The organism is Reichenbachiella carrageenanivorans (genome assembly GCF_025639805.1).
Classification (GTDB): Bacteria; Bacteroidota; Bacteroidia; order Cytophagales; family Cyclobacteriaceae; genus Reichenbachiella; species Reichenbachiella carrageenanivorans.
Genome location: NZ_CP106735.1, coordinates 3068481 through 3091778 on the forward strand (window position 1 = coordinate 3068481; position 23298 = coordinate 3091778).

The following is a 23298-nucleotide window of genomic DNA, read 5'->3' on the forward strand; positions in this document are numbered from 1 at the left end:
CTAATTTGATGAAACTATTTTACCAACTAGTTGTTCATTTTACATGGCTATATTAGGAACCTTACTCAAGCGTGGCATTCGCCTTCGCGAAAGTTTAGAACAGGATTATACGTCTCCATTTGATTTGCAAAAGATGGAGCTGCGCAAGCTGCTCATTACTGCGAAGGACACTTACTTTGGCAGGTATTATCATTTCAAAAAGGTGCTCAACGGATTTAAAGAACCAGAGCAAGACTTGTTTTATACGTATTACAAAAGTCAAGTACCTATTCATGATTATAAAGCGATCAATGATGAGTGGTGGTCGCAGTCGCGAGAGGGGATCAAAGGGGTGACATGGCCAGGCAAAGTCAAGTATTATGCACTTAGCTCAGGTACTTCTGGCGCTCCTTCTAAGTACATACCAATAACCAAAGAAATACTAAAGTCGATGCAGAAAACGGGCGTGCGCCAATTATTAGCCATGTCTAAGTTAGAAATCGATTCCAAATATTATGAGACGGATATTTTGATGGTAGGAGGTAGTACAGATCTCAAATTCAATGGAACCTACTTTGAAGGTGATCTAAGCGGTATCACGACCAGTCAAATCCCTATATGGCTTCAGCGTTTTTATAAGCCAGGCAAGCGGATTGCCAAGGCACCAGATTGGGACTCTAAACTCGACGAAATGGTGCATAAAGCGAAGCAATGGGATGTAGGAGTGATCGTAGGTGTGCCCGCATGGATTCAGTTGTTGATGGAAAAAATCATAGCGCACTATCAAGTACAAACCATTCACGACATCTGGCCTAACCTCAAAATATTTGTGCATGGAGGCGTATCATTCAAACCTTATAAAAGAGGCTTTGAAAAATTGCTTGGAGAGCCGATCCATTACATGGAGACCTATTTGGCTTCAGAGGGTTTTATTGCTTTTCAGGACAAGCCTGAGCAGGCTTCTATGAAACTGGTGCTTAACAATGGTATATTTTATGAGTTTATTCCATTCACTAATTGCAATTTTGATCTGAGTGGCGAGTTGGTAGCTAATCCAGAAACTTTGAAAATAGATGAGGTAGAAGAAGGGCAAGAATACGCACTTCTTCTCAGTACCAACGCAGGAGCCTGGAGATATTTGATTGGAGATGTGATAGAGTTTGTGAATAAAAAAGAGACCGAAATCATCATCAAAGGTCGGACGAAGCATTTTCTTAGCTTGTGCGGAGAGCATCTGTCTTTGGACAATATGAACGAGGCTTTGGAGAAGACCGCCAGCCAGCTCAACATAGCTGTAAAGGAATTTACTGTCTGTGGCGAACCCTGTGGTTCATTGTTTGCGCATCGCTGGTATATTGGTACGGACGACCCAGTAAATCAAGGTCGATTTAAAAGAATGTTAGATGCCAACCTTCAGGCTTTAAATGACGACTATCGTGTAGAACGCTCTGCTGCACTCAAAGAAGTCCTAGTCGAATTTTTGCCTACTTCCATTTTCTATTCATGGATGAGTAGCCTGGGCAAAACAGGTGGGCAAAATAAATTTCCACGTGTACTCAACGAAGAAAGACAAGTCGAATGGAAGACATTCATTGAGCGAAAGCGAAACCCCACATATTAGTCTGTTTGGAGTAAGTGGAGAATAGGATACTATAAATAGTTATATTTTTTCTTAGTATAATTCGTTTCGTGCAATATTTAGAATAATATTGTATGAGACGATTAGCTATACAAGTATTATAAATCACCACTTATGCCACTTACTGCTTTAGCAGGTACGTTAGGAAGGAAGCGTGCCACTCATTTGCTCAGAAGAGCGACTTTTGGAGCCACCAAGGCACAGATTGACCAAGTGGCTGCCATGACGGTGAGCGAGGCCATGGATATCTTATTTGTAGCGGATGATCTTGGCGAGCCAGCATTTCCGATCGATCCAGCTACAGGTCAGGAGTGGATCACTCCTGAATTGACAGATGCCAATTCCGACGAAAGAGACTTGTTGCAATATTTTAATTCTTGGCATTTTGGACAATTACTTGCTTTGGGAGTGCCAGAAGCACAAGCCTTGTCTTATGCAACTCGAGAAAAGATAACCTTCCTGTTACACACTATTTTCACTACTATTGCTTCCAAGGTCAACAACAGCAAATCTATTTATTATCAAAATGCCCTTTTTAGGAAATTTAGTTTTGATGACAACGGAGATCCAGCTTTCAACTTCAAGACCTTGTCGAAGAAAGTCTGTGTAGAAAATGCCATGTTGCGATTTTTGGATGGTGATACCAATGTGCTGGGCAGTCCCAACGAAAATTTTGGGCGTGAGTTTTTAGAGCTTTTTTCTATAGGAAGAGGGTTAGAAGGGACATTGGCACCCTTACCAGCACCTGGCGATTATTTCAACTATACGGAGCAGGATGTACAAGCCGCAGCGCTTGTGTTTTCCGGATTTACTATAGATAAGACATTTGCCAATATAGATCCAGATACGGATTTGCCCAGAGGTGTGGTACGTGGCGGTACGATTGCTTCGTCTCACGACAATACTACCAAGCAGTTTAGTTACCGATTCAATAATGCCACAGTAACTCCTGATCCTACGCTTTTGGTAGGTGGTAAGGCTACAGAAGAAAGTGCTTTGGATGAGATAGACCAATTGATAGAAATGATCTATGGCGTGTCTGACGAAGCGGCTAGGAATATCTGTAGAAAGATTTACAGATTTTATGTCTATTACGATATAGATCAGGCTCTTGATGACGATATTATTGATAATCTAACTCAGACTTTCAAAGACAGCGGGTACAAGCTACAACCCGTACTGATGGACTTGTTTCAGAGTGAGCATTTTTATGAAGCAGGGGCAGGTACTGCAGATGATAATTTTGGCGGAATCATTAAGTCTCCATTGGATCTAACGCTAGGTACTATCCAAGCATTAGAGATAGAAGTGCCAGACTACACGACAGATTTAGATAATTATTATGCCTTTATGGGTGGTGTTCAACAATCTATGAATAGCCATGGTATGGTGTATTACGAACCGCCTGAGGTGGCTGGTTATCCTGCCTATCACCAATTTCCGATATACAACAGAAGTTGGATTTCTACTAACTATTTGGCTGAGCGATACCAGTTTATTCAACAGCTGATAGATAACAAAGAACCCGATGAACCAGGGAATGTTGGTGTAGATGTATTGTCGTTTGTCCAGAATAACTTTTCAGGAGTGGCTGCCGATGCCAAAGATTTGATTATTGAATTATGCCAGTATTTTTTACCAATGAATGACGGTTTGACTTTTAACCCTGCGGCCGATGATTTGTCAGAAATTACAGCCGAACGGCTTAATTATTTTCTAATGGCATTTTTATACTCGCCACAGATCGATACAGATCCAGAAGGTTCGTGGTCGTTTAGGTGGAACAATGCTGTAGACAATGAAGTGGTCGAACGGCAATTAAAAAACTTGTTTAACGCACTCATGCAGTCGCCCGAATTTCAGCTATCGTAAAGCCTATACCTATGAAAAGAAGAAGTTTCCTTAAGAAAATTCCATTGGCGGCTGGTGTTCCATTTGCGATCAGCGGAGTGCCTATCAACCTCATTGCGCGCAACAATTACTTTCGCCAGATGGCAGCTAGTAGTACCAATGACCGAGTGATTGTGATTTTACAGCTATTAGGTGGCAACGATGGGGTGAATACCATTATTCCTGTAGAACAGTACGACCAATACTATAACCGTAGAGCTAATATTGCGATACCAGAAAAGAACGGAGCAAGGCGATACATTCCTCTCGATGGTACGCTGGCTTCACCAGATCAGATTGGTTTGCATCCAGATATGCTGGGCATGAAAAGCTTGTATGACAATGGCCGAATGGCCGTGGTACAGGGAGTTTCTTATAAAAACAACAATGGTTCTCACTTTCGCGGACGCGATATCTGGAACATGGGTGGAGGTGTGGATGACTTTTATTCTTCAGGGTGGGTAGGGAGATACCTACAGAGCCAGTATGCGCCTAAGGTGTATCCTGATGACTTTCCCAATGCTAGCATGCCTGATCCATTGGCAATAGAGCTAGGGAGCGATGTGTCTTTGGTGTTTCACCAAAATGGTAATATTCCCTCGTCTATTTCATTGGGAGGCAATCCAGATAGTTTTGCCAATCTGATTGATAACCTCGAAGGATTTGTGGATCAGGGTAGTGACCCGAGAGGAAAGCCTCCAGCGTCCTTGCTCAACTCGCCGTATTGGAAAGAGATGAACTGGATTTTGGGCTTGGAAGACAAGTCTGAAGACTACGCGGCTCGTTTGCTTGAGATTTATAATAAATCTAAGGCTACGTCCGTGACTTATCCAGAAGTGTACCCATTCAATGCACCCGATGGGAGCAAGAAAAACCGACTGACGCCACAGTTGCAATTGGTTGCTAGACTACTTGACGGAGGAGGGCCTGGCTTGGGAGCCAAAACCAAAGTGTTTTTAGTGAAAGTAGGAGGGTTTGATACACATGCAGATCAGGTGGAGTCGTATGACCCTACCATGGGCAATCATGCTTCCTTGCTATACCATATTTCCTCTGCGATGAAAGCTTTTCAAGACGACCTGAAAGCGAGAGGGATTGAGGATCGTGTGCTGACGGTTACGATGTCTGAATTTGGGAGAAGAATAGGTTCTAATGGCAGCTATGGTACTGATCATGGAACAGGCGGTCCTATGTTTATCTTCGGCAAAGGAGCTAACCCTGGCGTGTACGGTACCAATCCAGATATGACTGCTAATAATGTGGGTATGCAGTATGATTACAGACAGATTTATGCCAGTATCCTTGAAGATTGGATGCAGGTAGACAAGCAGGTGATCACCGATGATATTTTCTTCAAAAACTATATAGATGGTACAGACGACGATGGCAAATCTTTAGTGAAAGCTCAAGTATCCAACTCGGTAATATCGGGTACAGAAGATTTCATTACTCAGCGATTTCACTTAAAGGAATGTTTTCCTAACCCAGCTAAAAAAACAACAACAATCGGATTTTATATCAATACACCAGCGATGGTAGAGCTGAGTTTGTATGATCAGCAGGGCAAGCTGGTGAAGCATATTTTGCAAGAGCAAAAGAGCATCGGAGAACATGAGGTCTCGCTAGATGTAGCTGATTTGCAGCCTGGTACTTATATCTATCGCATTTACGCAGGCTTATTGAAAGATTCTAAAAAATTAATTGTTAAACCTTAAACTTATGCGTCACATTACTCGATTGCTATTGCTTTTTCTTGTGCTAACATCCTATGTGGGGATGGCACAGCGAAGAGGACAACCTAAAAAACCACCCAATCCGTTGCAGCAGTTTTTGCAGACTCAGTTTTGGATCGGGCTCAAGGGCGGTCCTAATTTGACTAAAGCAAACCCTACCAACCTGTATTCTACCTTCGAAGGGGTTGATTTTGTAGACGATGAGTTGGAAAAGGATTACGACAATTTTAAAACGCTAGGCTCTCAGGTGGGACTTGAGTTTGTATTTTACCACAGAGGGTTTTCAGTTGCATTTTTCCCTAATTTCTCAAGGGTCAATTTTACGTATCATAATACTTATACCTACGAATCGGCTAGTAATGCTGCGGATAGAGTGGAGTTGAATTATGATCAGAAAAATCACTTGGAGTACATCGATTTGCCATTGATGTTTAAGTATGATTTGCTTCGAGAGAAATTCAGACCTTTTATTCAAATAGGTGGCTATTACAGTCGGCTGCTCAATGCCAATAAAGAGGTGTCGATCGAAAACAATGACACTGCTTCGGGGGCTACACAGTCGTATCAGCCACAGGCGATCATCGTAGGCGCGAAGGATATTTTCATTAATTCATCTTTAGGTATTATGGCGGGAGTAGGCGTTCATTATGATCCTGGAAATATTCGCCTTTCTTTCGATATCAACTACCGCTATGGGCTCAATAACATTGCGAATGCTGAAAATAGGTTTTCAGACAATCGACTGGCTGCTTCTGGGGATGCACTCGACGATATGTCGTTAGACAACCTGAGCATGAATGTAGGTGTGTTTTTCCCCATGAGATTTATTAGCAAGAGCTTCAATTCTGATTATTAAGCCATGATGAAATTAGTACTAAAAAATATGCTTTGGGGAGGTTTGGTGATGATATTCATTACTTCTTGCGACATCAAAGACAATAAGGATGTGGAGCCTTCAGCTTCATTTCTAAAGATATACGACAGCCACCAGTTTGATCATGCCATTGGGGCGGTTGACGTGGTGCAAAAGGAGGATGAGGGGTACTTGTTGCTTGGGAATTATCGAAGAGATGATACCAACTTCTTAGGTGTCTATGTGGCGTGTGTAGATAAAGAAGGTCAGTTTGTCAGAAACACTTATCTGCGAGATAACAATGTGCACCCTGTAGGAAAATTTCTTATGCTAGGTGGGCAGCGATACTTCGTGAGTATGGATGCCATTGGCTTGCATGCGTATCTCAACCAAGTGGATGACTCGGCACGCATAGTCAGTACGGTTGCTTTAGGGGTGACTTACCCCATGTATGCAGAGAACGATGGTGAGGATCAGTTTGTACTATTGAGTTATGACTCGGAGGATAAAAAATCAGTCCTCTCCCTAATGAATACCGACGGGGTAGTAGCCAGTCAGAGTACCTTTGGTATAGGTGCTGGTCAGGGTGTGGAGGAGCCCATCATCGATCACTTTACCCGTACAGGTAGAGAGTTGCCGTTTTTTGCTGGCAGAGTGAGCAATGGTCTGTATTATGCCAATGCCTTTTTTAATTATACACTTTCACTTTTGTTTACAGATCTGAGTAGCAATACCCCGTCTGGAGTAGTGCAGGGGCAGCAAGACGAAGGAGGAATTAGTGGTTTGCTGCCTCTAGATGGAGGACAGTTTTCACTTGCTAGGTTCAATTTTGGTGACCATTATGCTAATGCTCGAGAGACATTGAATACAGGGGGAATCAGCTCTGTAAATGCAATAGAAGGTAATCCTATGCTGGAATGGGAAACCGACGAAAAGGTGAAAATGATCAATATAACGCTGCAAGAAGTTAATTATACGGTCATTGCTACGACTACCAAAAATCAGCAAATCGTACTGCATATATACGATGCTGCTACAGGAGACTATATGGCTGTAGATTATCTGGGTTTTTCTAACCCCTATCAGCTAGGAGCTTTGACTCTGACAGAAGACAATGGACTGGCCGTCTTGGGTTCGACACAAGTCGTTGGTAAATTTCAACGTCTTTGTTTGTTTAAATTATCAGAGGGAGAATTGTTGAATGTATTGAATTAAGAAAAAAACCACGTATTTGAAGTGGATTACAGTTTCTCTATGAAGTAGTATGCAGTCCAAAAAGCCAGCGATAACCTCGTTAAGGTTGCAGAGGTAGGGAAGTGAAACTTTTATCGTTTGATTAGAGGCGATGGTTTTGACTGCTCTATCTTTGCATGAGAGGATGTGTTTTGAATGCCTTCTGATTCTAAAAAACTAATACTTTGATTGCATACTTGATAGGCCTTTCGGCTGGTTTGGTACCAGCGCTTTCTACTGGCCCCGTATTTCTTACTTTGGTGCAGCACGCCATAGACCGTGGGTTTAAGTATGTTATATATTTTATTCTAGGAGTAGCTTTGACCGATACGGCTATTATTATGATTACTTGGCTGGGTTTGAGTCAGATTACAGCTAGTGATCAGCCGCCTGCGGGCTTTTCTATAGGAGGAGGTCTATTACTCATTGCGTTTGGTTTGGTTTTTATCTTGAAAAAAGAAACCAAAGAGCGACCTGATCAGCTAGTCACGACTCCAGGGCATTTGCAGAAGTTTGGACTGTTTTCCCATGCCATTATGCTCAATGCGATCAATCCAGTCATTTGGGGCTTTTGGGCTGCTATTTCTAATTATGCCATTACAGAATTCAATGACACGACTAGTGAATTACTATTTTTTGCAGGAGTGCTAAATATGGTTTGGGTTACAGATTTGCTGAAAGCGTACTATGCTCAAAAGCTAAAGAAATATTTGAATGAGAAATTCAAAAAAATACTAAGAGTAGGAATTGGGCTCGTATTGATTGTGTTAGGTACAAAGCTACTAGTAGAGTATTATTTACTACAGTAAGTAAATCTGTCTGATTAGGTCATATATTCTTATCTTTTCAATATATTTATATAAACTTCAAATCTTAATAAAATATTAAAATCATCAATCATGAGAAAATCTTTAGTTTTTGCAATTTTGCTCATTGCACCGTTACTTTCTTTTGCACAATACACTGGCCCTAATGCGAAGAAAATTCATTTTACAGTAGAGGAGATATTGTCGAATGGAGCTAAATATGATAAAGAAGGTACTGCGGTTACACTTCATGGTTATATCATTGAGGCAGAGGAGGAGAGAGACACTTATGTTTTTAAAGATAGAACTGGAAAAATTAAAGTAGAAATTCCTCTTGATGGATTGCCCCACACTCCATTCGATGACAAAGATCTAGTGGTTATCATTGGCCATGTGAAGTCAAAAAAGGAAACTATCGTACAAGTAAAAAAGACAATGGTGCTTCATGTGAACTTAGAAGAACTTCGAAAAGAGCATCAGCAAATTAAGTCTATTGTGGATACTGGAGATAGTACAGCAGTAGCCACTCCTATGTCAAAAGAGGAAATGATGTCAGAGGATGCTGAAGAAGAAGTAACAAAAGAAACTGACGAGTAAACCTCAAATTACTAAAAATAAGAAAGGATCACTGTACAGCGATCCTTTCTTATTTTTCAGCTTTTAGTTTTTCCAGCGATAGCATTTCATCCCGCAGTCGGGCGGCTTCCATAAAATCCAAATCCTTGGCTGCTTTCTCCATTGCTTTTTTCGTCTTTTCTATCATTTTTTCAATGCCTGCTTTGTCCATATAGGCCACCACAGGATCAGCTGCAATATCTGGTGTATGTTCTTCAGCATAGTATTTTGGTTTATCCAGTTTTTTGGAATCGGCCACAGACGTTTGTCCCATAATAGCCTCCTTAGATTTTTTGATTGTCGTAGGCGTAATACCATGTTTGGTGTTGTATTCGATCTGGATCGCTCGTCTTCTATTGGTCTCGCTAATGGCCTTTTCCATAGACCCAGTGATTTTATCAGCATACATAATCACCATGCCTTTTTCGTTTCGAGCTGCCCGGCCTATCGTTTGTACTAGTGATCTTTCGTTGCGTAAGAAGCCTTCTTTATCGGCATCGATTATAGCTACCAAAGATACCTCGGGCAAATCCAAGCCCTCTCTCAATAGATTCACCCCCACCAATACATCGAATACGCCAAGTCGCAGTTCTCTTAATATCTCTACGCGATCTAGTGTGTCTACTTCGGAGTGGATGTATCTGGTTTTTACCCCCACATTGATCAGGTATTTGGATAGTTCTTCTGCCATTCTTTTGGTCAGTGTAGTAATCAATACCCGCTCATCCAACCGCACGCGTTCCTCAATTTCATCCATCAGATCATCGATTTGATTCAAGCTAGGCCGAACCTCGATGAGTGGGTCTAGGAGCCCTGTGGGTCTGATCACCTGCTCCACTACAATACCTTCTGATTTTCGGAGTTCATAGTCGCTAGGTGTAGCACTTACATATACCGTTTGTCCTACCAAGCCTTCAAATTCATCAAAAGTAAGTGGTCGGTTGTCCATAGCGGAGGGTAGCCTGAATCCATGATCTACCAAGTTTACTTTTCGGGCACGATCCCCACCCCACATAGCCCTTATCTGAGGGAGTGTCACATGACTTTCGTCAATGATCATTAAAAAGTCGTCAGGAAAATAGTCTAATAAACAGAAAGGACGGGCACCTTTTTCTCTTCTGTCGAAATAGCGGGAGTAGTTTTCTACACCAGAGCAATAGCCTAGTTCTCTCATCATTTCGATATCGAATTCGGTACGTTCTTTTAGTCTTTTGGCTTCGAGATATCGTCCTTCTTCTTCGAAGTAATTTACCTGTAATACCATGTCGTCTTGAATCTGGTTGATCGCTTGATGGAGTAGGTCTTTGCCAGTTACAAATAGGTTGGCAGGAAAGATGGTGACGACTTGTTCCTCTGAGAGTTTTTTGCCGGTTTCAGGTTCTATTCTTTGAATAGTTTCGATTTCATCACCCCAGAAAATGATGCGATAGGCAAAGTCGCCATAAGCGATAAAGATATCAACGGTGTCACCCTTTACCCGGAAGTTGCCTCTTTTAAAGTCAACTTCGCTTCGGCTATATAAAATGTCTACAAATTTGAATAGGAGCTGGTTGCGTGTGATTTGTTGGCCTACTTCTAGAGTCACTATGTTTTTCCCAAATTCTTCTGGGTTACCAATACCATAAATGCAAGAGACTGAAGCCACCACGATGACGTCTCGTCGCCCTGTTAGTAATGATGACGTCGCTGCTAATCGTAATTTTTCAATTTCTTCGTTGATACTTAGGTCTTTCTCAATGTATAGTCCTGTCGTGGGTAAAAAAGCTTCTGGCTGGTAGTAATCATAGTAGCTGATGAAATATTCAACCGCATTTTCAGGGAAAAACTGTTTGAGCTCACCGTATAGCTGGGCGGCTAGTGTTTTGTTGTGGCACAGTACCAATGCGGGACGGTTGGTATCTGCTATCACATTAGCCATGGTGAAGGTCTTGCCCGATCCCGTCACACCTAATAATACTTGAGCTGGCTCTCCATTCTTGAGCCCCTTTGTTAATTCACCAATTGCTGTTGGCTGATCTCCTGTTGGAACGTATGCTGATGTGAGTTTGAAATCCATAGGCGTAAATATCGACTAGACTATACGGAAGCACAAATGAAAAGTGGCACCATTCAAGCAACTTTGTGTATTTCTTTCTAATTTCAAAATCACGATTCACGGTTGTAAAAAAAGTATGCTTGTCAACATTTTAATTGTCTTTGTTCTTTTTGGTATTTTAATGCTTCTCTTTATTCCAAAATGGACACAGTCTGACCTATGGAAAGCCACACTGACCCCCTTGGCGTCTATCATAGGAAGTGGCTTTTTGATTCTTGGTCCATTGCTTCAAAATGAATTTGGAACATATGCCGTATGGGGTATGGTTTTTTTATGTGTAGCGGCCTATTTGATCGGTACTGTAGTGCGATTTAATATTGCATATGTGGAACCTGAACTCAACTCGGATGCTTGTCCCAGAGGTCTGCAATTGACAGAAAAACTGGCTGATATTTCACTCGTTTTGGCTTATGTAGTATCGATTACTTATTACCTCAACTTATTTGGTGCTTTTTTTATAAAAGCCTTTGGATATGAAAATTCCTTTGAGCAAAAGGTGGTTTCGACAACCGTAATATCCTTTATTGGGATTTTTGGACTACTCAAAGGATTAGATTTCTTGGAGAAATTAGAGAAGGTGAGTGTGAGTATCAAACTGGCAATTATTGGAGGTTTGCTCTTTGGATTAATGGTTTTCAATGGGAAAGCGATAGTCGCTCACGAATGGGAACTCAACGAACCTCATGTTAGTTTTAGCTGGAATAGTTTTGCCGTTTTGGTCGGTTTGATTATTACCGTACAGGGTTTTGAAACGTCGAGGTTTTTGGGCGAAAAGTACGATCAACAAACCCGAATCAAGTCCATGAAACGAGCACAATGGATTTCTTCGGTGATATATCTCTTATATATTGGTTTGTCTTTGATTAATTATGTTGGACCTACAGAAGGGGGGAGTTCAGAAACAGCCATAATCGATCAAAGCTTGGTAATTGCCACTATTTTGCCTGCTTTACTTATTGTAGCGGCCTTGGCTGCTCAGTTTAGTGCGGCGGTAGCAGATACCAATGGTGGCTCAGGGTTAGCCGTAGAGGTGACCAATGGAGTGGTCAAAAGTAAATGGGGCGTTTTTATAATTTGTGCATTAGGGGTAGGGCTTACTTGGCTGTTTGATATTTTTGAGATTATCTCTCTGGCCTCTAAAGCGTTTGCGGTATTCTATGGGATTCAATGTCTGTCGGCCATTCAGTTAGCTATTAGCAAACAGCTTTGGTTCAAGAGTGCGCTATTTGCACTCGTGTTTGTTATGTGTATGCTAGTCATATTTGTAGGCGTGCCAGCGGAATGATTTTAGCTATTCCAAATTTGCCATGAGGCTTCTGCTTGTCCTACCAGCATGGCGTAGCCATTTTTGATTTGAGCACCTTTATTGAGCCCTTCTTGTAAAAAGGCAGTTACTTCAGGGTTATAAACGAGATCAAAAAGTAGGTGTTTGTCTGTGAGTTGTTCGTATGGCAAGTTAGGTTTTGTATCTACGTCGGGGTAAGTACCCAAAGGGGTAGTATTTATGATGAGTTCATGTGTTCGAACCCAATCACCTTGTATAGCTTGTTCGTAGCTCAGTGTTTGGTCAGAAGCTGTTCTGGATATAGATAGAAAAGGGATGTTTAAATCTGTCAGTGCTTTTTTAATCGCTTCAGAGGCGCCACCAGTCCCAAGCACCAAGGCTTTTTTATTGGACAGGTCCCAGTTGTTTTTCAAGGAGTTGATAAAACCCGAATAGTCAGTATTATAGCCTTTTAGTTTTCCTTCAGGTGTGACTTTTATGGTATTTACTGCACCAATAGTGTTTGCATTTTCATCGAGCTCGTCTAGGTATGCCATCACTTCTTTTTTGTATGGGATGGTTACATTGAGTCCGACGAGATCATTTGTGTATTTCTTAATGAGAGTTGGAAATTCTGTAATAGTTGTTAATTCAAAGAGGTCATATTGATGGTTTTCAATTCCTTCTTTGGTAAATTTTTCAGCAAAATACTTTTTGGAAAAAGAGTGTTTCAAGGTTCTTCCGATGAGTCCGAATTGTCTCATGAGTGATTTTTTTCGTTAGATTTTTTAATCGCATATGCGATTTTTTCCATGATTACTACCATCATAAAACCGAGAGCCATATACAGTATGGCTTGTATGATCATAGGTGAGTGGCCAGTTTCGGCCATGTAGTCGGTAGGTAGAATATTTCTTTCGAAAATAGGTACTTGTATGCCGTGAGAATTGATTCTGAAAAGCTCAGCTTTTTTCCATGGCCATATCTTATTGAGGGAGCCAATCATAAAGCCTGCCAGTAGTGCAATGGCGTAGTAATGAAACTTTTTTAGAAACCAAGATATCAGCCTAGAGAAGGTAAAAAGCCCAATAATACAGCCAATAGCAAAAACTGCGATGGTACCCACTTCAAAGTTTTTGAGTGCAGACATGATAAAGGCATACTTGCCAAGAATAAGCAAAATGAAACTGCCCGAAATACCAGGCAATATCATAGCACAAATAGCTATGGCACCACAGATAAATACAAACCAAAGCGAATTGGGGGTGGTGGCAGGAGTAATCACTGTGACCATATAAGCTATCGCAATGCCTACAAGTGCTGAGAGCACTGTGTATCCATTCCATTTACTAATTTCCTTTGCTACTGATATAGAGGAAATAATAATGAGCCCAAAGAAAAAAGACCAAAGTTGGATGGGGTGCTCTTCTAAGAAGTAAGTAATGATCTTGGCCAGAGTGATGGCACTTAGTAGTATGCCTGAAACGAGAGGTAATAGGAAACCACCATTTATTTTGGCCCAAAAATTTTTGAACTTTAAGGAGAAAAGAAGTCGGAAGGCTTCTGCATCGAAGGAATTGATCGAATTGAGCAATTCCTCATAGATGCCAGTGATGAAAGCAATAGTACCACCCGATACGCCAGGTACTACATCTGCACTACCCATTCCTATTCCTTTTAGAAAGAGTAAGATATAATCTTTAAACGTACGCATAAGGTGGTTTGTGTGCTTATAGCTTGCCGCCTTCGTTTAGGAAATAATCGAAGGTGTCTCCTCTCAAGCCTAGTCGAAGTGTTTCCAATGGGATCACTTCAGAAGGAGCGATGTTGCCGAGGTTTACATTAGACCCTAACAGTTTAATGAAATATACTTGTTGTGATTTTTGAGGTGCTTCCCAAATCACTTTTTCCATTGGGATTTTGGTCAAGATCTCTTGAACCAATCCTGATCTTACTTCGCCAGAAGATCTGAAAAGACCTACGTTTCCACCTTCTCTGGCTTCTCCTATTACTTTCCAAGCTCCTGCATCTAGTTCTTTCTGCATTAGCTCTATCCATTGGTATGGAGGGATGATTTCATCCGCATCTTTAGAGCCTACTTCAGACAATACAGTTACATCTTTGGCTAGTGTTGTGATGTATTCACATTTTTTATTATGATCCAGAGTGATAGAACCATCCGATACTTCGGCGTGGTTGATATCATACTTTTCTAAGACTCTTCTATAATCATCAAATTGATCTCTGACGATGAATGCTTCGAATAAAGTACCGCCCAAATAAACAGGAATGCCAGCTGACTTATAGTAGTCTAGTTTTTTCTGTAGGTTATTGGTTGCATAGGAGGTCGCCCATCCTAGCTTGACGATATCAACATAATCTCCGCATGTCTCTATTAAATCTTCTGCCTGACGGACGCTTAAACCTTTGTCCATCACCATCGTGAAGCCTTTATCACGTGGTTTTACCGTTCTTTCAGGTATATTATTGAGAGTATAATTCATTCTAAGTATTCAATACGAAATCTTGCCGGTCGATTTTTTCAACCTGCAAATAAATTGATAATAGCCCTATTTGCAAAGGGTTTTAACGAATGATTTGGGGTAACTGAGTAATGTCTTATTTGTACTGCTGAATGATCTTGTACAAGGCCTTTTGAGTTTCCAATTTTGGGAAGTGATCATATAGGACTGTGTGTCCATCATAATCTAAAAACAAACCTTTTTCTAAGTAGGTGAAAGCCAGCTTGTAAGTCCCTTTTTCAATTAAATAAATAACCGCTTGGTAAAAAAGAGCCGCTTCGTCTGGCAGTTCTTCCAATCCATCGTGGAGAATATTCATCGCTTGCTCATGATCGCCTTGCTCATGATAGAGCAAAGACCATTTTACCCAAACGTCTACATTGCCAGGGTCCAATTGACTGGCCTCGTCGTATGCATCGATGCTAGAGATGACATTGCCCACCTTGTGTTCGGCTTCCGCCAATGCGATCCAATAGTCGGAGTTTTCCACACTCAATTTTAGTGCCTTGTTAAAGAAGTGTACAGCCTCGTACCACTTGTTTTGATGTCCTAGACATATGCCTGTGCAGTACCAGGCTTCATCGTAAAATTGGTCAAGTTTTGTTGATTTTCTGTAATATCTAATGGCCAAATCGTACTGCTCCATCTGCTCATATACTGAGCCAATGCTGAAATAGATCTCAGGTGTAGGACCTTCTAGTTCGAGTGTAGTTTTGAATGCATTCAATCCTTGCTCGTATTTTTTGAGCATCATCATGGAGTTGCCCATGTTGAAATAGGCCGAACTGTACTTATCATCTATGGCAATACAGTATTCGTAGGCATTGATTGACTCTTCGTACTTTTCTAATTTATTGTAGACGATTCCCAAATTGAACCAGGCATATTCTGAATAAGGATCTTTGTCTATGAATTCTTTGTAATAGGAAATGCTAGTTTCTAATTCACCAGTTACGTCTAAGCAGTAAGCCAGTTCGTATAGTGCATTTTCATTATTGAGGTTTTCTTCTAATGACTGTTTGAAAAAAGTAATAGCTTCTCTGTAGTCACCTCTATTTTGATAGGCCAAGCCAATACTGTAAAAAACCTCGTCTTTGTCTTCTGTTTGTTCAAGCGCTCTATCGAAACTAACGAGTGCTTCATCTATATCGCCATTTAGGATTTGAATATTTCCTTTGATAAGGAATATGTCTGAATCCCCTGGGTGTAGATTGCCTGCTTTTTCTAATATGTCTATGGCTATTCCATATTCCTGTAGGTTGGAGTAGGTTTGGGCTTTTAGTACCATAAACTCTACCGCATATGGGTACTGTTCTATGGCTAAATTTGTGGCTTTTAGTGCTTTTCTGTTTTTGCTTAGATCGAGGTAGGTTTGGATGATGGATTCATACTCCTCCGAAGTGAAATAAAAGGCTTCTTTATTCTCTCGAAACGATTCGTACTTTTTTACAAGTTCTTTCTCCTCGTTTCGTTTCTTATAATTCTCCTCCATTATCCAATAGCATTTGGTTGCAAAGATACTGAATGACTGATCTGCAGCATCATTATCATTCATGAAATATACTCATTAAGATTTAACTATGGAGTTGTTCGAATTGATTTTTCTAAGCCTTTATTTTAATTCGAAATCATTTAATTAATGATTTGTGGCAACTTATATTAATGATAATCAGTCAGATATATGAATTGTGGTTAGTGATTTATTTATGTCATATTTTTTGTCTGACGAATAGGTAGAAGACGGATGTCTTATGGTTCTATCCACTAAATTGTACTTTTGTCTAAATCAGTCAATAGTTGAAAAATGGAATACTTGCATATATTTTGGGAGGTGAGCGTGGGTTATCTAAATTGGTTTTTAGGCCAGCTAACCTTTCGGACTAGTGATGGCCTCTGGGGTAATTATTTTTATTTTCTGCTTTTGGTGTCTTTGGTGTTTTTTGGACTGGAGTGGATCAAGCCTTGGCGAAAAGATCAACCGAAGTTTAGATTGGACTTCTGGCTGGATGCTTTTTATATGTTTTTTAACTTTTTTTTGTTTTCAATTATTGCCTTTGCTGGATTGGCACAAGTAGGTGTGCAGTTTCTTTCTGATGTGTTAGGTTACTTTAACATTGAAAATATAGTGGCAATACAGGTGGGAAGTTTGCCTGCTGGTGTGCAACTGTTGCTCTTGTTTGTAGTCAAAGATTTTATCGAATGGCTCATACATCGGTTGTTGCATTGGTCGCCCAGATTATGGGAGTTTCATAAAGTGCATCACAGTGTCAAACAAATGGGATTTGCTGCTCATCTGAGGTTTCATTGGATGGAGAATGTGATATACAAATCGTTGGAGTACATTCCATTGGCTATGATTGGGTTTAGTCTTACGGACTTCTTTTTAGTACATGCGATTGCTATCGCTATTGGCCATTGGAATCACGCCAATTTCAATGTAAACATAGGCTTACTGAAGTATGTGTTTAATCATCCTGCTATGCATATTTGGCACCATGCCAAGCATTTGCCTGAAGATCGTCAGGCAGGGGTTAACTTCGGGCTTTCGCTGAGCATGTGGGATTATCTTTTTGGTACGAGTTATGTCCCAGAAAATGGAAGAGATATTGAATTGGGTTTTCCTGAGGATGATAATTTCCCGTCTGATTTCATCCATCAAAATCTACATGGCTTTGGGGTAAAAAAAAAATGAGGATGGGTAAGCTGGGCTATCCATCCTCATTTGGTTTCTTATTTGAGACTTTTTAGAAAGGTAAGTCGTCCGCTTCTCCGCTTTTGTCAGAGTTCAGCCATTCTGGTTCTGTGAGGTTGGCAGCGGCAGCGTCTCCAGATCCTCCTTGTGCTGGCGCTGCGTTCACGTTGTTAGCTGCGCCAATTCTCCATGCTTGTAGGGAGTTGAAATAAACTACTTCACCTTTAGGGTTAGTCCATTTTCTTCCTTTCAAGTTGAAGGCTATATCTAGTTCTTGACCGATATTAAAGCCGTCCAATTGTTCACATTTGTCTTGAATGAGTTCGAATTTGATGAATTCTGGATATTGTGGGTTTTCCGCGTATTCAACTACGAATTCTCTCTTTTTGAAACCACCAGTTCCGAAAGTGGCGGTGTCATACTTTTCAAGCAATTTGGCTTTAATTTCCATGGTTTATGTTTTTCTGATAATAAAGGGTTGCAAAGATGTGAATTCAAAAGGGAAACATCAATCATGTGGCTCGAATTTTACCCCCTTTTTTCTCAGATCAATCATAGGTGATTTTGTCGGTATCTGTCTTTCGCTTGACAGACTCTTGAAAAACCATGCCCTCGTCGAATATGTATACGGAATCTTTGGATATCGCACAGTAGCTCACTGGTAAGCCAGAAGGGGCATATTTGGAAAGGTAATCGAGTTCGATGTTTTTAGTCTTTTCCTGCATACTCATGATGAGGTCAAGTGGGGCAGAGGCCAGTATTTCTTCTGCGTAGTATTTATACCGCTTTTCTACTACGCTGCCATCTTTGAAAAATATGATGGTCTCTAATCCTTCAAGTGCTTTGATGTCTGCACCCTGTCTCAAAAAAGTAATGGCAAATTGTTCTTGTAGGTTTACTTTGTAGAAATTGAATCTAAAATCTTGAAGATTCATTCGATCAATTTCATCACCTAAGCTGTTTTTGACTGGGTCGGGTAAGTTCTCATAGTTAATTTGAGACATGCCATCGGTTTCCTGGGCTGATACATGTACTGCAAAGAAAATACTGCATAGCAGTAGCAGGGTAGTTTTTGTTTTCATAAAAGGCATTTAAATCAAAATATAAATTGGCCGCTGGTTGATTTAAATACAGGTGGAGGTAGTTAGGAAGGAATCGTAAGATATGATGGGAGAGGTAAAAATCCTAATCAAAAAAATGAAGAAATTAGGGAGTGATATTTAGTATTGAATAAGTGCAAAATGAAAAAGCCATTCCGATATTTCGGAATGGCTTTTTGTATTGTTATTAGTCTTTCGACTATGGATTTATGATTACATCATGCCACCCATGCCGCCACCCATAGGAGGCATAGCAGGGGCTCCTTCTGGTTCAGGCTGATCTACTACTGCAGCATCACTAGTCAGTAGTAATGAAGCAATAGAAGCTGCGTTTTCAAGTGCCAATCGAGTCACTTTAGTAGGGTCGATGATACCTGCTTTAAACATAGACTCATAAGTGTCTTTGGCAGCGTTGTACCCAAAGTCAGCCTTGCCTTCTTTTACAGCGTTTACCACTACAGATCCTTCGCCACCAGCGTTAGCTACGATCGTTCTCAAAGGAGCTTCGATAGCCATTCTTACGATGTTTACACCTGTATTTTGATCTTCGTTTTCCAAAGTCAAGCCATTCAAAGAAGCGATCGCTCTGATTAAAGCCACACCACCACCAGCTACAATACCTTCTTGTACAGCTGCTCTAGTCGCGTGCAATGCATCGTCCACTCTGTCTTTTTTCTCTTTCATTTCTACTTCAGTAGCTGCTCCGATATATAGGATAGCCACGCCGCCCGACAATTTAGCTAGTCTTTCTTGTAGCTTTTCTTTGTCGTAGTCAGAAGTAGTGTTTTCTACTTGCTGTTTGATTTGGTTGACACGCGCTTCGATGTCTTCTTTTTTGCCAGCACCGTTTACAATGATCGTGTTGTCTTTGTCGATGTTTATTTTCTCAGCAGTACCCAAGTATTCTAAGGTAGCATTTTCGAGCTTGTATCCTCTTTCTTCAGAAATGACAGTACCTCCAGTCAAAATCGCTATGTCTTCCAACATGGCTTTTCTTCTGTCTCCAAATCCTGGTGCTTTTACTGCTGCAATTTTCAAAGAACCTCTGATTTTGTTGACCACCAATGTAGCTAGTGCTTCACCGTCTACATCTTCAGAGATGATTACCAATGGTTTGCCAGTCTGAGCAGTTGCTTCCAATACAGGCAGCAATTCCTTCATTGTAGAGATCTTCTTGTCGTAGATCAAGATGTAAGGGTTCTCTAGTTCAGCTTCCATTTTCTCTGTGTTAGTCACAAAGTATGGAGAAAGGTATCCTCTGTCGAATTGCATACCTTCTACAGTTTTTACTTCTGTTTCGGTGCCTTTTGCTTCTTCTACAGTGATTACACCGTCTTTGCCCACTTTGTCCATGGCGTCGGCAATCATTTTGCCTATTTCAGCATCGTTGTTGGCAGAAACAGTAGCTACCTGAGCGATTTCGCTTGTGTCTTTGATCGCTTTAGATTGTTTCTTCAAGTCTGCAACTACAGTAGCTACCGCTTTGTCGATACCTCTTTTGAGGTCCATAGGGTTGGCTCCTGCGGCTACGTTTTTGAATCCGTTTCCGAAAAGTGCTTGGGTCAATACAGTAGCCGTAGTAGTGCCGTCACCTGCATCATCAGCAGTTTTAGAAGCTACTTCTTTTACTAGTTGAGCTCCCATGTTTTCCAAAGGATCACTTAGCTCAATTTCTTTAGCAACAGAAACACCATCCTTAGTTACGGTAGGAGCACCGAATTTTTTATCTAGTATTACGTTTCTACCTTTAGGTCCTAGGGTTACTTTTACTGCATCTGCTAATAAATCAACACCTCTTTTGAGGCCGTCTCTAGCGTCTGAATTAAAAAATATGTCTTTAGCCATTTTAAATGATCTTTATAATATTCTAATTAGAAATGAAATTAATAGGGTATTATAGGGTTCCGAATACGTCAGAATTTCGCATGATGAGATACTCAGTACCACCCAATGACAATTCAGTGCCAGAGTATTTTCCGTAAAGAACTTTGTCTCCAACTTTTACAGTCACGGGTTTGTCAGTTGTACCTTCACCAACAGCTACGACGATTCCTTCTTGTGGTTTTTCTTTGGCAGTATCAGGGATGATAATACCAGAAGCGGTTTTTTCTTCTGCAGCAGCAGGTTCAACCAAAATTCGATCTTCGTTTGGTTTAAAGCTTACTTTTGACATGTTTTTATAATTTTTATTTGATTCTATTATTAAGAAGTTACTAGAGGGTTCTAGCATTTCTTATGCCAATCGAAGGGGAGGCTTAAAAGTCGGTCAAACTTGCAGGAAAGGTGACAGGGGCGGAGTGGAGTGCCTAAAAATCTGTCAAGATTGCATTGAAGTGGATATAAAAAAAGTCCTAAACCAGATAGGTTTAGGACTTTTATATCTTTAGGAAAAGAGTGTGATTAATTTTCGCCTTCTGTCTCTTCTACTTCTAGTACTGCGTCATCTGCATTGCTTTCGTCAGTATTTAAATCCAAATTAGGAGCGATGGTTTTTTCTTGAGCACTTTCAATGTTAGGGCTTACAAATTCTCCTTGTCTCGATTCTGTGATCAAAAATTTAGTTGATAGTGTGAGGGAAATCAATGCGACAGCCAATCCCCAAGTCAGTTTTTCCAACAAGTCACCAGTTTTCTTTACTCCCATCAACTGAGAAGTGCCTGATCCGCCAAACTGGCTTGTTAATCCTCCTCCTTTAGAGTTTTGAGCCAAAACAACTAATACAAGCACTACGGCAACAAAAACTATCAATACTATAATCGTAGTAAACATCTATTTCTTATTTAATTTTTCAATTTGAGACGCAAAGTAAGCCTTTTTTTGAGGATTTTTCAAAATTAATTTTTTATAGATATCTATCGCCATGGCTACCTTGTCTTGGTTGACTAATATGGTTGCTAAATTCTCTGTGATCAAGTGATCTGGGAAGGCGTCATATCGTGCGGCTAAATCTTCTACAGGAGTGTTGTCTTGTAGTTTGTCTTTGGAAACCTGTATGGAAGGGTTTAGTTCGATAAACGAGTCAATCAGACTTGCTTGATCTATACTGTTCTTTTTTTTTGATTTAGACGCTTGGTCTACTTCTTTAGGTTTTTTTTTTCTGATGACGGGTCGTCATCTTTTTTTGGTGTTTTTTTGGTTGTCGTCTTTTTTGTGACTTTGGAGCCTATAGAGGCTGACATCCTAAACTTAGGTGAGGCTTTTTTAGAAGGTTCTTTTTTCTCTTTAGGTGTAGCTTTAGTCTTTGGTTCTGCTTTCTTTTTTGGGGTAGCCTTTTTAGCTGTACTGGCTTTTTTTGCCGTAGCTGGTTTAGCTGTAGTCGCAGCCTTTTTGGTAGTAGATTTTGTGGTTTTAGTTGCTGCTTTTTTTGTGGTAGTTTTTTTAGCCGTGGTCTTTGTTGCTGCTTTTTTCTCTGTAGTAGCTGCTGGTTTAGTCTCTTTTTTAACCTTCTCTTTTGTGAATTTGGTGCCACGTTTAAGTACTCCTAATCTGAATTTTTTCCCTGTTTTTGAGCTGCCAGGTGTCAGTTTGAGTTCTTGAATTTCTTTATCGATCTGGCTGAGTTCAGCCTCTGTGTCTTCTGTTGACTTGTCAGAAGAGCTGTCTATAGTGTTTTCCTCTTCTTCTATTTCATCTTCTAGCTCCTCTATTTCAATCGCTGCTTGAGGCTCTTCTTTCTCAGGTTCTTCCACTTCGATAGTAGTGGGCTCCACAGATTGCTCTATTTTGTCTGTAGAATCTGAGGTTTCTTCATCTGAACTGCTATCTTCTATGAATGATTCGCTATCAACTATGGCTGAAAGCTCATCTGACGATATGGTCGGCGTACTAGTATCTGGGGTTTCTTGTTTAGCGGATATTTCTTCTGCTGGTGAAGGTGCCGTTTCTTCAATTGCTTCTTTAGGCTTTTCTGTAGTTGCAGTTTTTGAGCTGTCAATAGATCCTTCTATCTCTTCAGCAGTATCCTCTGCTTTTTCATCTTCCTCTATGGCAGATTCTGCATCTACAATAGCAGAGAGTTCGTCCGAAGAAATAATGTCAATACTAGACTCTGCTTTTTTTTCTGTTTCTACTGCAGGAATTGGGTCTTGCTCGCTTGTAGATTTTTTTAGTTGCGTGTCTTTTTTTGCAATTTTAGAAAGTGCTTTGGAGATAGACTCTTCTTCGGCTTGTATCTCTTCGGCAACTTGACTTTTTAGTTTTTCGACTTCGTCGGATACTACATTTTTTTCTGATGCAGGTTCAGCAGGTTTTACTTCGTCGGCGAGTTCTGCAGTCTTAGGTTCTTCTACTAATTTGCTGGTTGGCTTGGCTATGGTTTCTGATTCAGGGCTATTTAGGTCTAGCGCCTTTTCAGTTGGGGTAGATGCAGTGTTTGGGTCTTCAATTACAATCTCCTCAGGGTGCTTTTTGTCATACTCCAGATAATGTTCTCGACTAGCTTTCCATTTTTCCAGATTAGCATAAATTTCTTTGATTAGCTCACTTTGTTCTTCGTCCGTGTTGAGCGTTGGGGCTTTACGTGGTGCTACAGATGTGGTCGCAGCAGTTTTTGTAGTTGGTTGTTGGCTGGTGGGGGTAGGAGTCGCTGTAGCCTTAGTTGGTTTTGCAAACTTGACTTTACCGAGGATGTAGTGTTTAAATATGTTTCTATTGGTCGAATAAATCGCCGCAGTACTCATCTTCTGTGTAGAAGAGGACTTCTTTAGGTTTCTGCTGGCATACGCTATCGCACAGTGCCCGCTTTGAAAATAAGGGTTTGCTTTGACGAGGGTTTCCAACTCTACAAAATCGGCATCTGATATGTTTTCAGGTGCCTTCATCAACTCTAGAAATGTTTGCTTATTCAAGGATGGCTCTCAGTTATGCGTAAGCGATAA

Annotated in this window: 20 protein-coding genes; 9 read left to right on the top strand and 11 right to left on the bottom strand. The window is 40.7% G+C overall.

Annotated elements, in window-relative coordinates:
* Positions 1-43: 43 nt before the first annotated feature.
* The 7 genes from N7E81_RS12245 (at position 44) to N7E81_RS12275 (ending at position 8730) form a co-directional block, all read left to right on the top strand.
* Positions 44-1600, top strand: a complete 1557-nt coding sequence (locus N7E81_RS12245) for a GH3 auxin-responsive promoter family protein (protein WP_263049875.1) — start codon at positions 44-46, stop codon at positions 1598-1600.
* 132 nt (positions 1601-1732) lie between these two features.
* Entirely contained in the window at positions 1733-3490 is a 1758-nt protein-coding gene (locus N7E81_RS12250; RefSeq protein ID WP_263049876.1) for a DUF1800 domain-containing protein, read from the top strand.
* Positions 3491-3501: 11 nt separating this feature from the next.
* Positions 3502-5223, top strand: coding sequence for a DUF1501 domain-containing protein (locus tag N7E81_RS12255; RefSeq protein WP_263049877.1), 1722 nt, complete (start codon positions 3502-3504; stop codon positions 5221-5223).
* A gap of 4 nt (positions 5224-5227) precedes the next feature.
* Positions 5228-6097: a PorT family protein gene (locus N7E81_RS12260; protein WP_263049878.1), complete on the top strand. Its 870-nt coding sequence runs from the start codon at positions 5228-5230 to the stop codon at positions 6095-6097.
* 3 nt (positions 6098-6100) lie between these two features.
* A complete protein-coding gene (locus N7E81_RS12265) occupies positions 6101-7309 on the top strand; it encodes a hypothetical protein (protein ID WP_263049879.1) in 1209 nt (402 codons plus the stop codon).
* Positions 7310-7512: 203 nt separating this feature from the next.
* A complete protein-coding gene (locus N7E81_RS12270) occupies positions 7513-8136 on the top strand; it encodes a LysE family translocator (protein ID WP_263049880.1) in 624 nt (207 codons plus the stop codon).
* A 90-nt stretch (positions 8137-8226) separates the two neighbouring features.
* On the top strand, positions 8227-8730 hold the full coding sequence (locus tag N7E81_RS12275) for a YgiW/YdeI family stress tolerance OB fold protein (protein WP_263049881.1): 504 nt from the start codon (positions 8227-8229) through the stop codon (positions 8728-8730).
* Positions 8731-8779: 49 nt separating this feature from the next.
* Here the strand turns inward: N7E81_RS12275 and uvrB are convergent, their stop codons facing one another.
* Entirely contained in the window at positions 8780-10804 is a 2025-nt protein-coding gene (gene uvrB / locus N7E81_RS12280; protein WP_263049882.1) for an excinuclease ABC subunit UvrB, read from the bottom strand.
* Positions 10805-10964: 160 nt separating this feature from the next.
* Here uvrB and N7E81_RS12285 point away from each other — a divergent pair, with 160 nt between their 5' ends.
* Entirely contained in the window at positions 10965-12128 is a 1164-nt protein-coding gene (locus N7E81_RS12285; protein ID WP_263049883.1) for a hypothetical protein, read from the top strand.
* A gap of 2 nt (positions 12129-12130) precedes the next feature.
* On the opposite strand, the gene N7E81_RS12290 is transcribed toward N7E81_RS12285, so the two are convergent.
* From N7E81_RS12290 to N7E81_RS12305, 4 genes are all read right to left on the bottom strand, one after another.
* A complete protein-coding gene (locus N7E81_RS12290; RefSeq protein ID WP_263049884.1) occupies positions 12131-12871 on the bottom strand; it encodes a shikimate dehydrogenase family protein in 741 nt (246 codons plus the stop codon).
* The gene (locus N7E81_RS12295) at positions 12868-13821 is read right to left on the bottom strand and encodes a DUF368 domain-containing protein (RefSeq protein ID WP_263049885.1); all 954 of its coding nucleotides are present in this window, start codon (positions 13819-13821) and stop codon (positions 12868-12870) included. The genes N7E81_RS12290 and N7E81_RS12295 overlap by 4 nt, the downstream gene beginning before the upstream one ends.
* Positions 13822-13837: 16 nt before the next feature.
* Entirely contained in the window at positions 13838-14611 is a 774-nt protein-coding gene (locus tag N7E81_RS12300; RefSeq protein ID WP_263049886.1) for a phosphosulfolactate synthase, read from the bottom strand.
* A gap of 115 nt (positions 14612-14726) precedes the next feature.
* Entirely contained in the window at positions 14727-16184 is a 1458-nt protein-coding gene (locus N7E81_RS12305) for a tetratricopeptide repeat protein (protein WP_263049887.1), read from the bottom strand.
* A 249-nt stretch (positions 16185-16433) separates the two neighbouring features.
* On the opposite strand from N7E81_RS12305, the gene N7E81_RS12310 reads away from it, so the two are divergent.
* The gene (locus N7E81_RS12310; protein WP_263049888.1) at positions 16434-17321 is read left to right on the top strand and encodes a sterol desaturase family protein; all 888 of its coding nucleotides are present in this window, start codon (positions 16434-16436) and stop codon (positions 17319-17321) included.
* Between the two features lie 52 nt (positions 17322-17373).
* Here the strand turns inward: N7E81_RS12310 and N7E81_RS12315 are convergent, their stop codons facing one another.
* From N7E81_RS12315 to N7E81_RS12340, 6 genes are all read right to left on the bottom strand, one after another.
* On the bottom strand, positions 17374-17772 hold the full coding sequence (locus N7E81_RS12315; RefSeq protein WP_263049889.1) for a DUF3127 domain-containing protein: 399 nt from the start codon (positions 17770-17772) through the stop codon (positions 17374-17376).
* 97 nt (positions 17773-17869) lie between these two features.
* On the bottom strand, positions 17870-18403 hold the full coding sequence (locus N7E81_RS12320) for a hypothetical protein (protein ID WP_263049890.1): 534 nt from the start codon (positions 18401-18403) through the stop codon (positions 17870-17872).
* 231 nt (positions 18404-18634) lie between these two features.
* Positions 18635-20266, bottom strand: a complete 1632-nt coding sequence (gene groL / locus N7E81_RS12325; protein WP_263049891.1) for a chaperonin GroEL — start codon at positions 20264-20266, stop codon at positions 18635-18637.
* A gap of 49 nt (positions 20267-20315) precedes the next feature.
* The gene (locus tag N7E81_RS12330; protein WP_263049892.1) at positions 20316-20594 is read right to left on the bottom strand and encodes a co-chaperone GroES; all 279 of its coding nucleotides are present in this window, start codon (positions 20592-20594) and stop codon (positions 20316-20318) included.
* A 227-nt stretch (positions 20595-20821) separates the two neighbouring features.
* On the bottom strand, positions 20822-21190 hold the full coding sequence (gene secG / locus N7E81_RS12335) for a preprotein translocase subunit SecG (RefSeq protein ID WP_263049893.1): 369 nt from the start codon (positions 21188-21190) through the stop codon (positions 20822-20824).
* A 305-nt stretch (positions 21191-21495) separates the two neighbouring features.
* On the bottom strand, positions 21496-23268 hold the full coding sequence (locus N7E81_RS12340; protein ID WP_263049894.1) for a V-type ATP synthase subunit I domain-containing protein: 1773 nt from the start codon (positions 23266-23268) through the stop codon (positions 21496-21498).
* Positions 23269-23298 lie beyond the last annotated feature (30 nt).

What these genes read in the sequence shown, in the direction of transcription:
- N7E81_RS12285 (WP_263049883.1), top strand. Translation starts at nt 10,965, where the DNA reads ATGCTTCTCTTTATTCCAAAATGGACACAGTCTGACCTATGGAAAGCC.
- N7E81_RS12260 (WP_263049878.1), top strand. Translation starts at nt 5,228, where the DNA reads ATGCGTCACATTACTCGATTGCTATTGCTTTTTCTTGTGCTAACATCC.
- N7E81_RS12275 (WP_263049881.1), top strand. Translation starts at nt 8,227, where the DNA reads ATGAGAAAATCTTTAGTTTTTGCAATTTTGCTCATTGCACCGTTACTT.
- N7E81_RS12330 (WP_263049892.1), bottom strand. Translation starts at nt 20,594, where the DNA reads ATGTCAAAAGTAAGCTTTAAACCAAACGAAGATCGAATTTTGGTTGAA.
- uvrB (WP_263049882.1), bottom strand. Translation starts at nt 10,804, where the DNA reads ATGGATTTCAAACTCACATCAGCATACGTTCCAACAGGAGATCAGCCA.
- secG (WP_263049893.1), bottom strand. Translation starts at nt 21,190, where the DNA reads ATGTTTACTACGATTATAGTATTGATAGTTTTTGTTGCCGTAGTGCTT.
- N7E81_RS12310 (WP_263049888.1), top strand. Translation starts at nt 16,434, where the DNA reads ATGGAATACTTGCATATATTTTGGGAGGTGAGCGTGGGTTATCTAAAT.
- N7E81_RS12250 (WP_263049876.1), top strand. Translation starts at nt 1,733, where the DNA reads ATGCCACTTACTGCTTTAGCAGGTACGTTAGGAAGGAAGCGTGCCACT.
- N7E81_RS12255 (WP_263049877.1), top strand. Translation starts at nt 3,502, where the DNA reads ATGAAAAGAAGAAGTTTCCTTAAGAAAATTCCATTGGCGGCTGGTGTT.
- N7E81_RS12290 (WP_263049884.1), bottom strand. Translation starts at nt 12,871, where the DNA reads ATGAGACAATTCGGACTCATCGGAAGAACCTTGAAACACTCTTTTTCC.
- groL (WP_263049891.1), bottom strand. Translation starts at nt 20,266, where the DNA reads ATGGCTAAAGACATATTTTTTAATTCAGACGCTAGAGACGGCCTCAAA.
- N7E81_RS12245 (WP_263049875.1), top strand. Translation starts at nt 44, where the DNA reads ATGGCTATATTAGGAACCTTACTCAAGCGTGGCATTCGCCTTCGCGAA.
- N7E81_RS12300 (WP_263049886.1), bottom strand. Translation starts at nt 14,611, where the DNA reads ATGAATTATACTCTCAATAATATACCTGAAAGAACGGTAAAACCACGT.
- N7E81_RS12265 (WP_263049879.1), top strand. Translation starts at nt 6,101, where the DNA reads ATGATGAAATTAGTACTAAAAAATATGCTTTGGGGAGGTTTGGTGATG.
- N7E81_RS12320 (WP_263049890.1), bottom strand. Translation starts at nt 18,403, where the DNA reads ATGAAAACAAAAACTACCCTGCTACTGCTATGCAGTATTTTCTTTGCA.
- N7E81_RS12315 (WP_263049889.1), bottom strand. Translation starts at nt 17,772, where the DNA reads ATGGAAATTAAAGCCAAATTGCTTGAAAAGTATGACACCGCCACTTTC.
- N7E81_RS12305 (WP_263049887.1), bottom strand. Translation starts at nt 16,184, where the DNA reads ATGAATGATAATGATGCTGCAGATCAGTCATTCAGTATCTTTGCAACC.
- N7E81_RS12295 (WP_263049885.1), bottom strand. Translation starts at nt 13,821, where the DNA reads ATGCGTACGTTTAAAGATTATATCTTACTCTTTCTAAAAGGAATAGGA.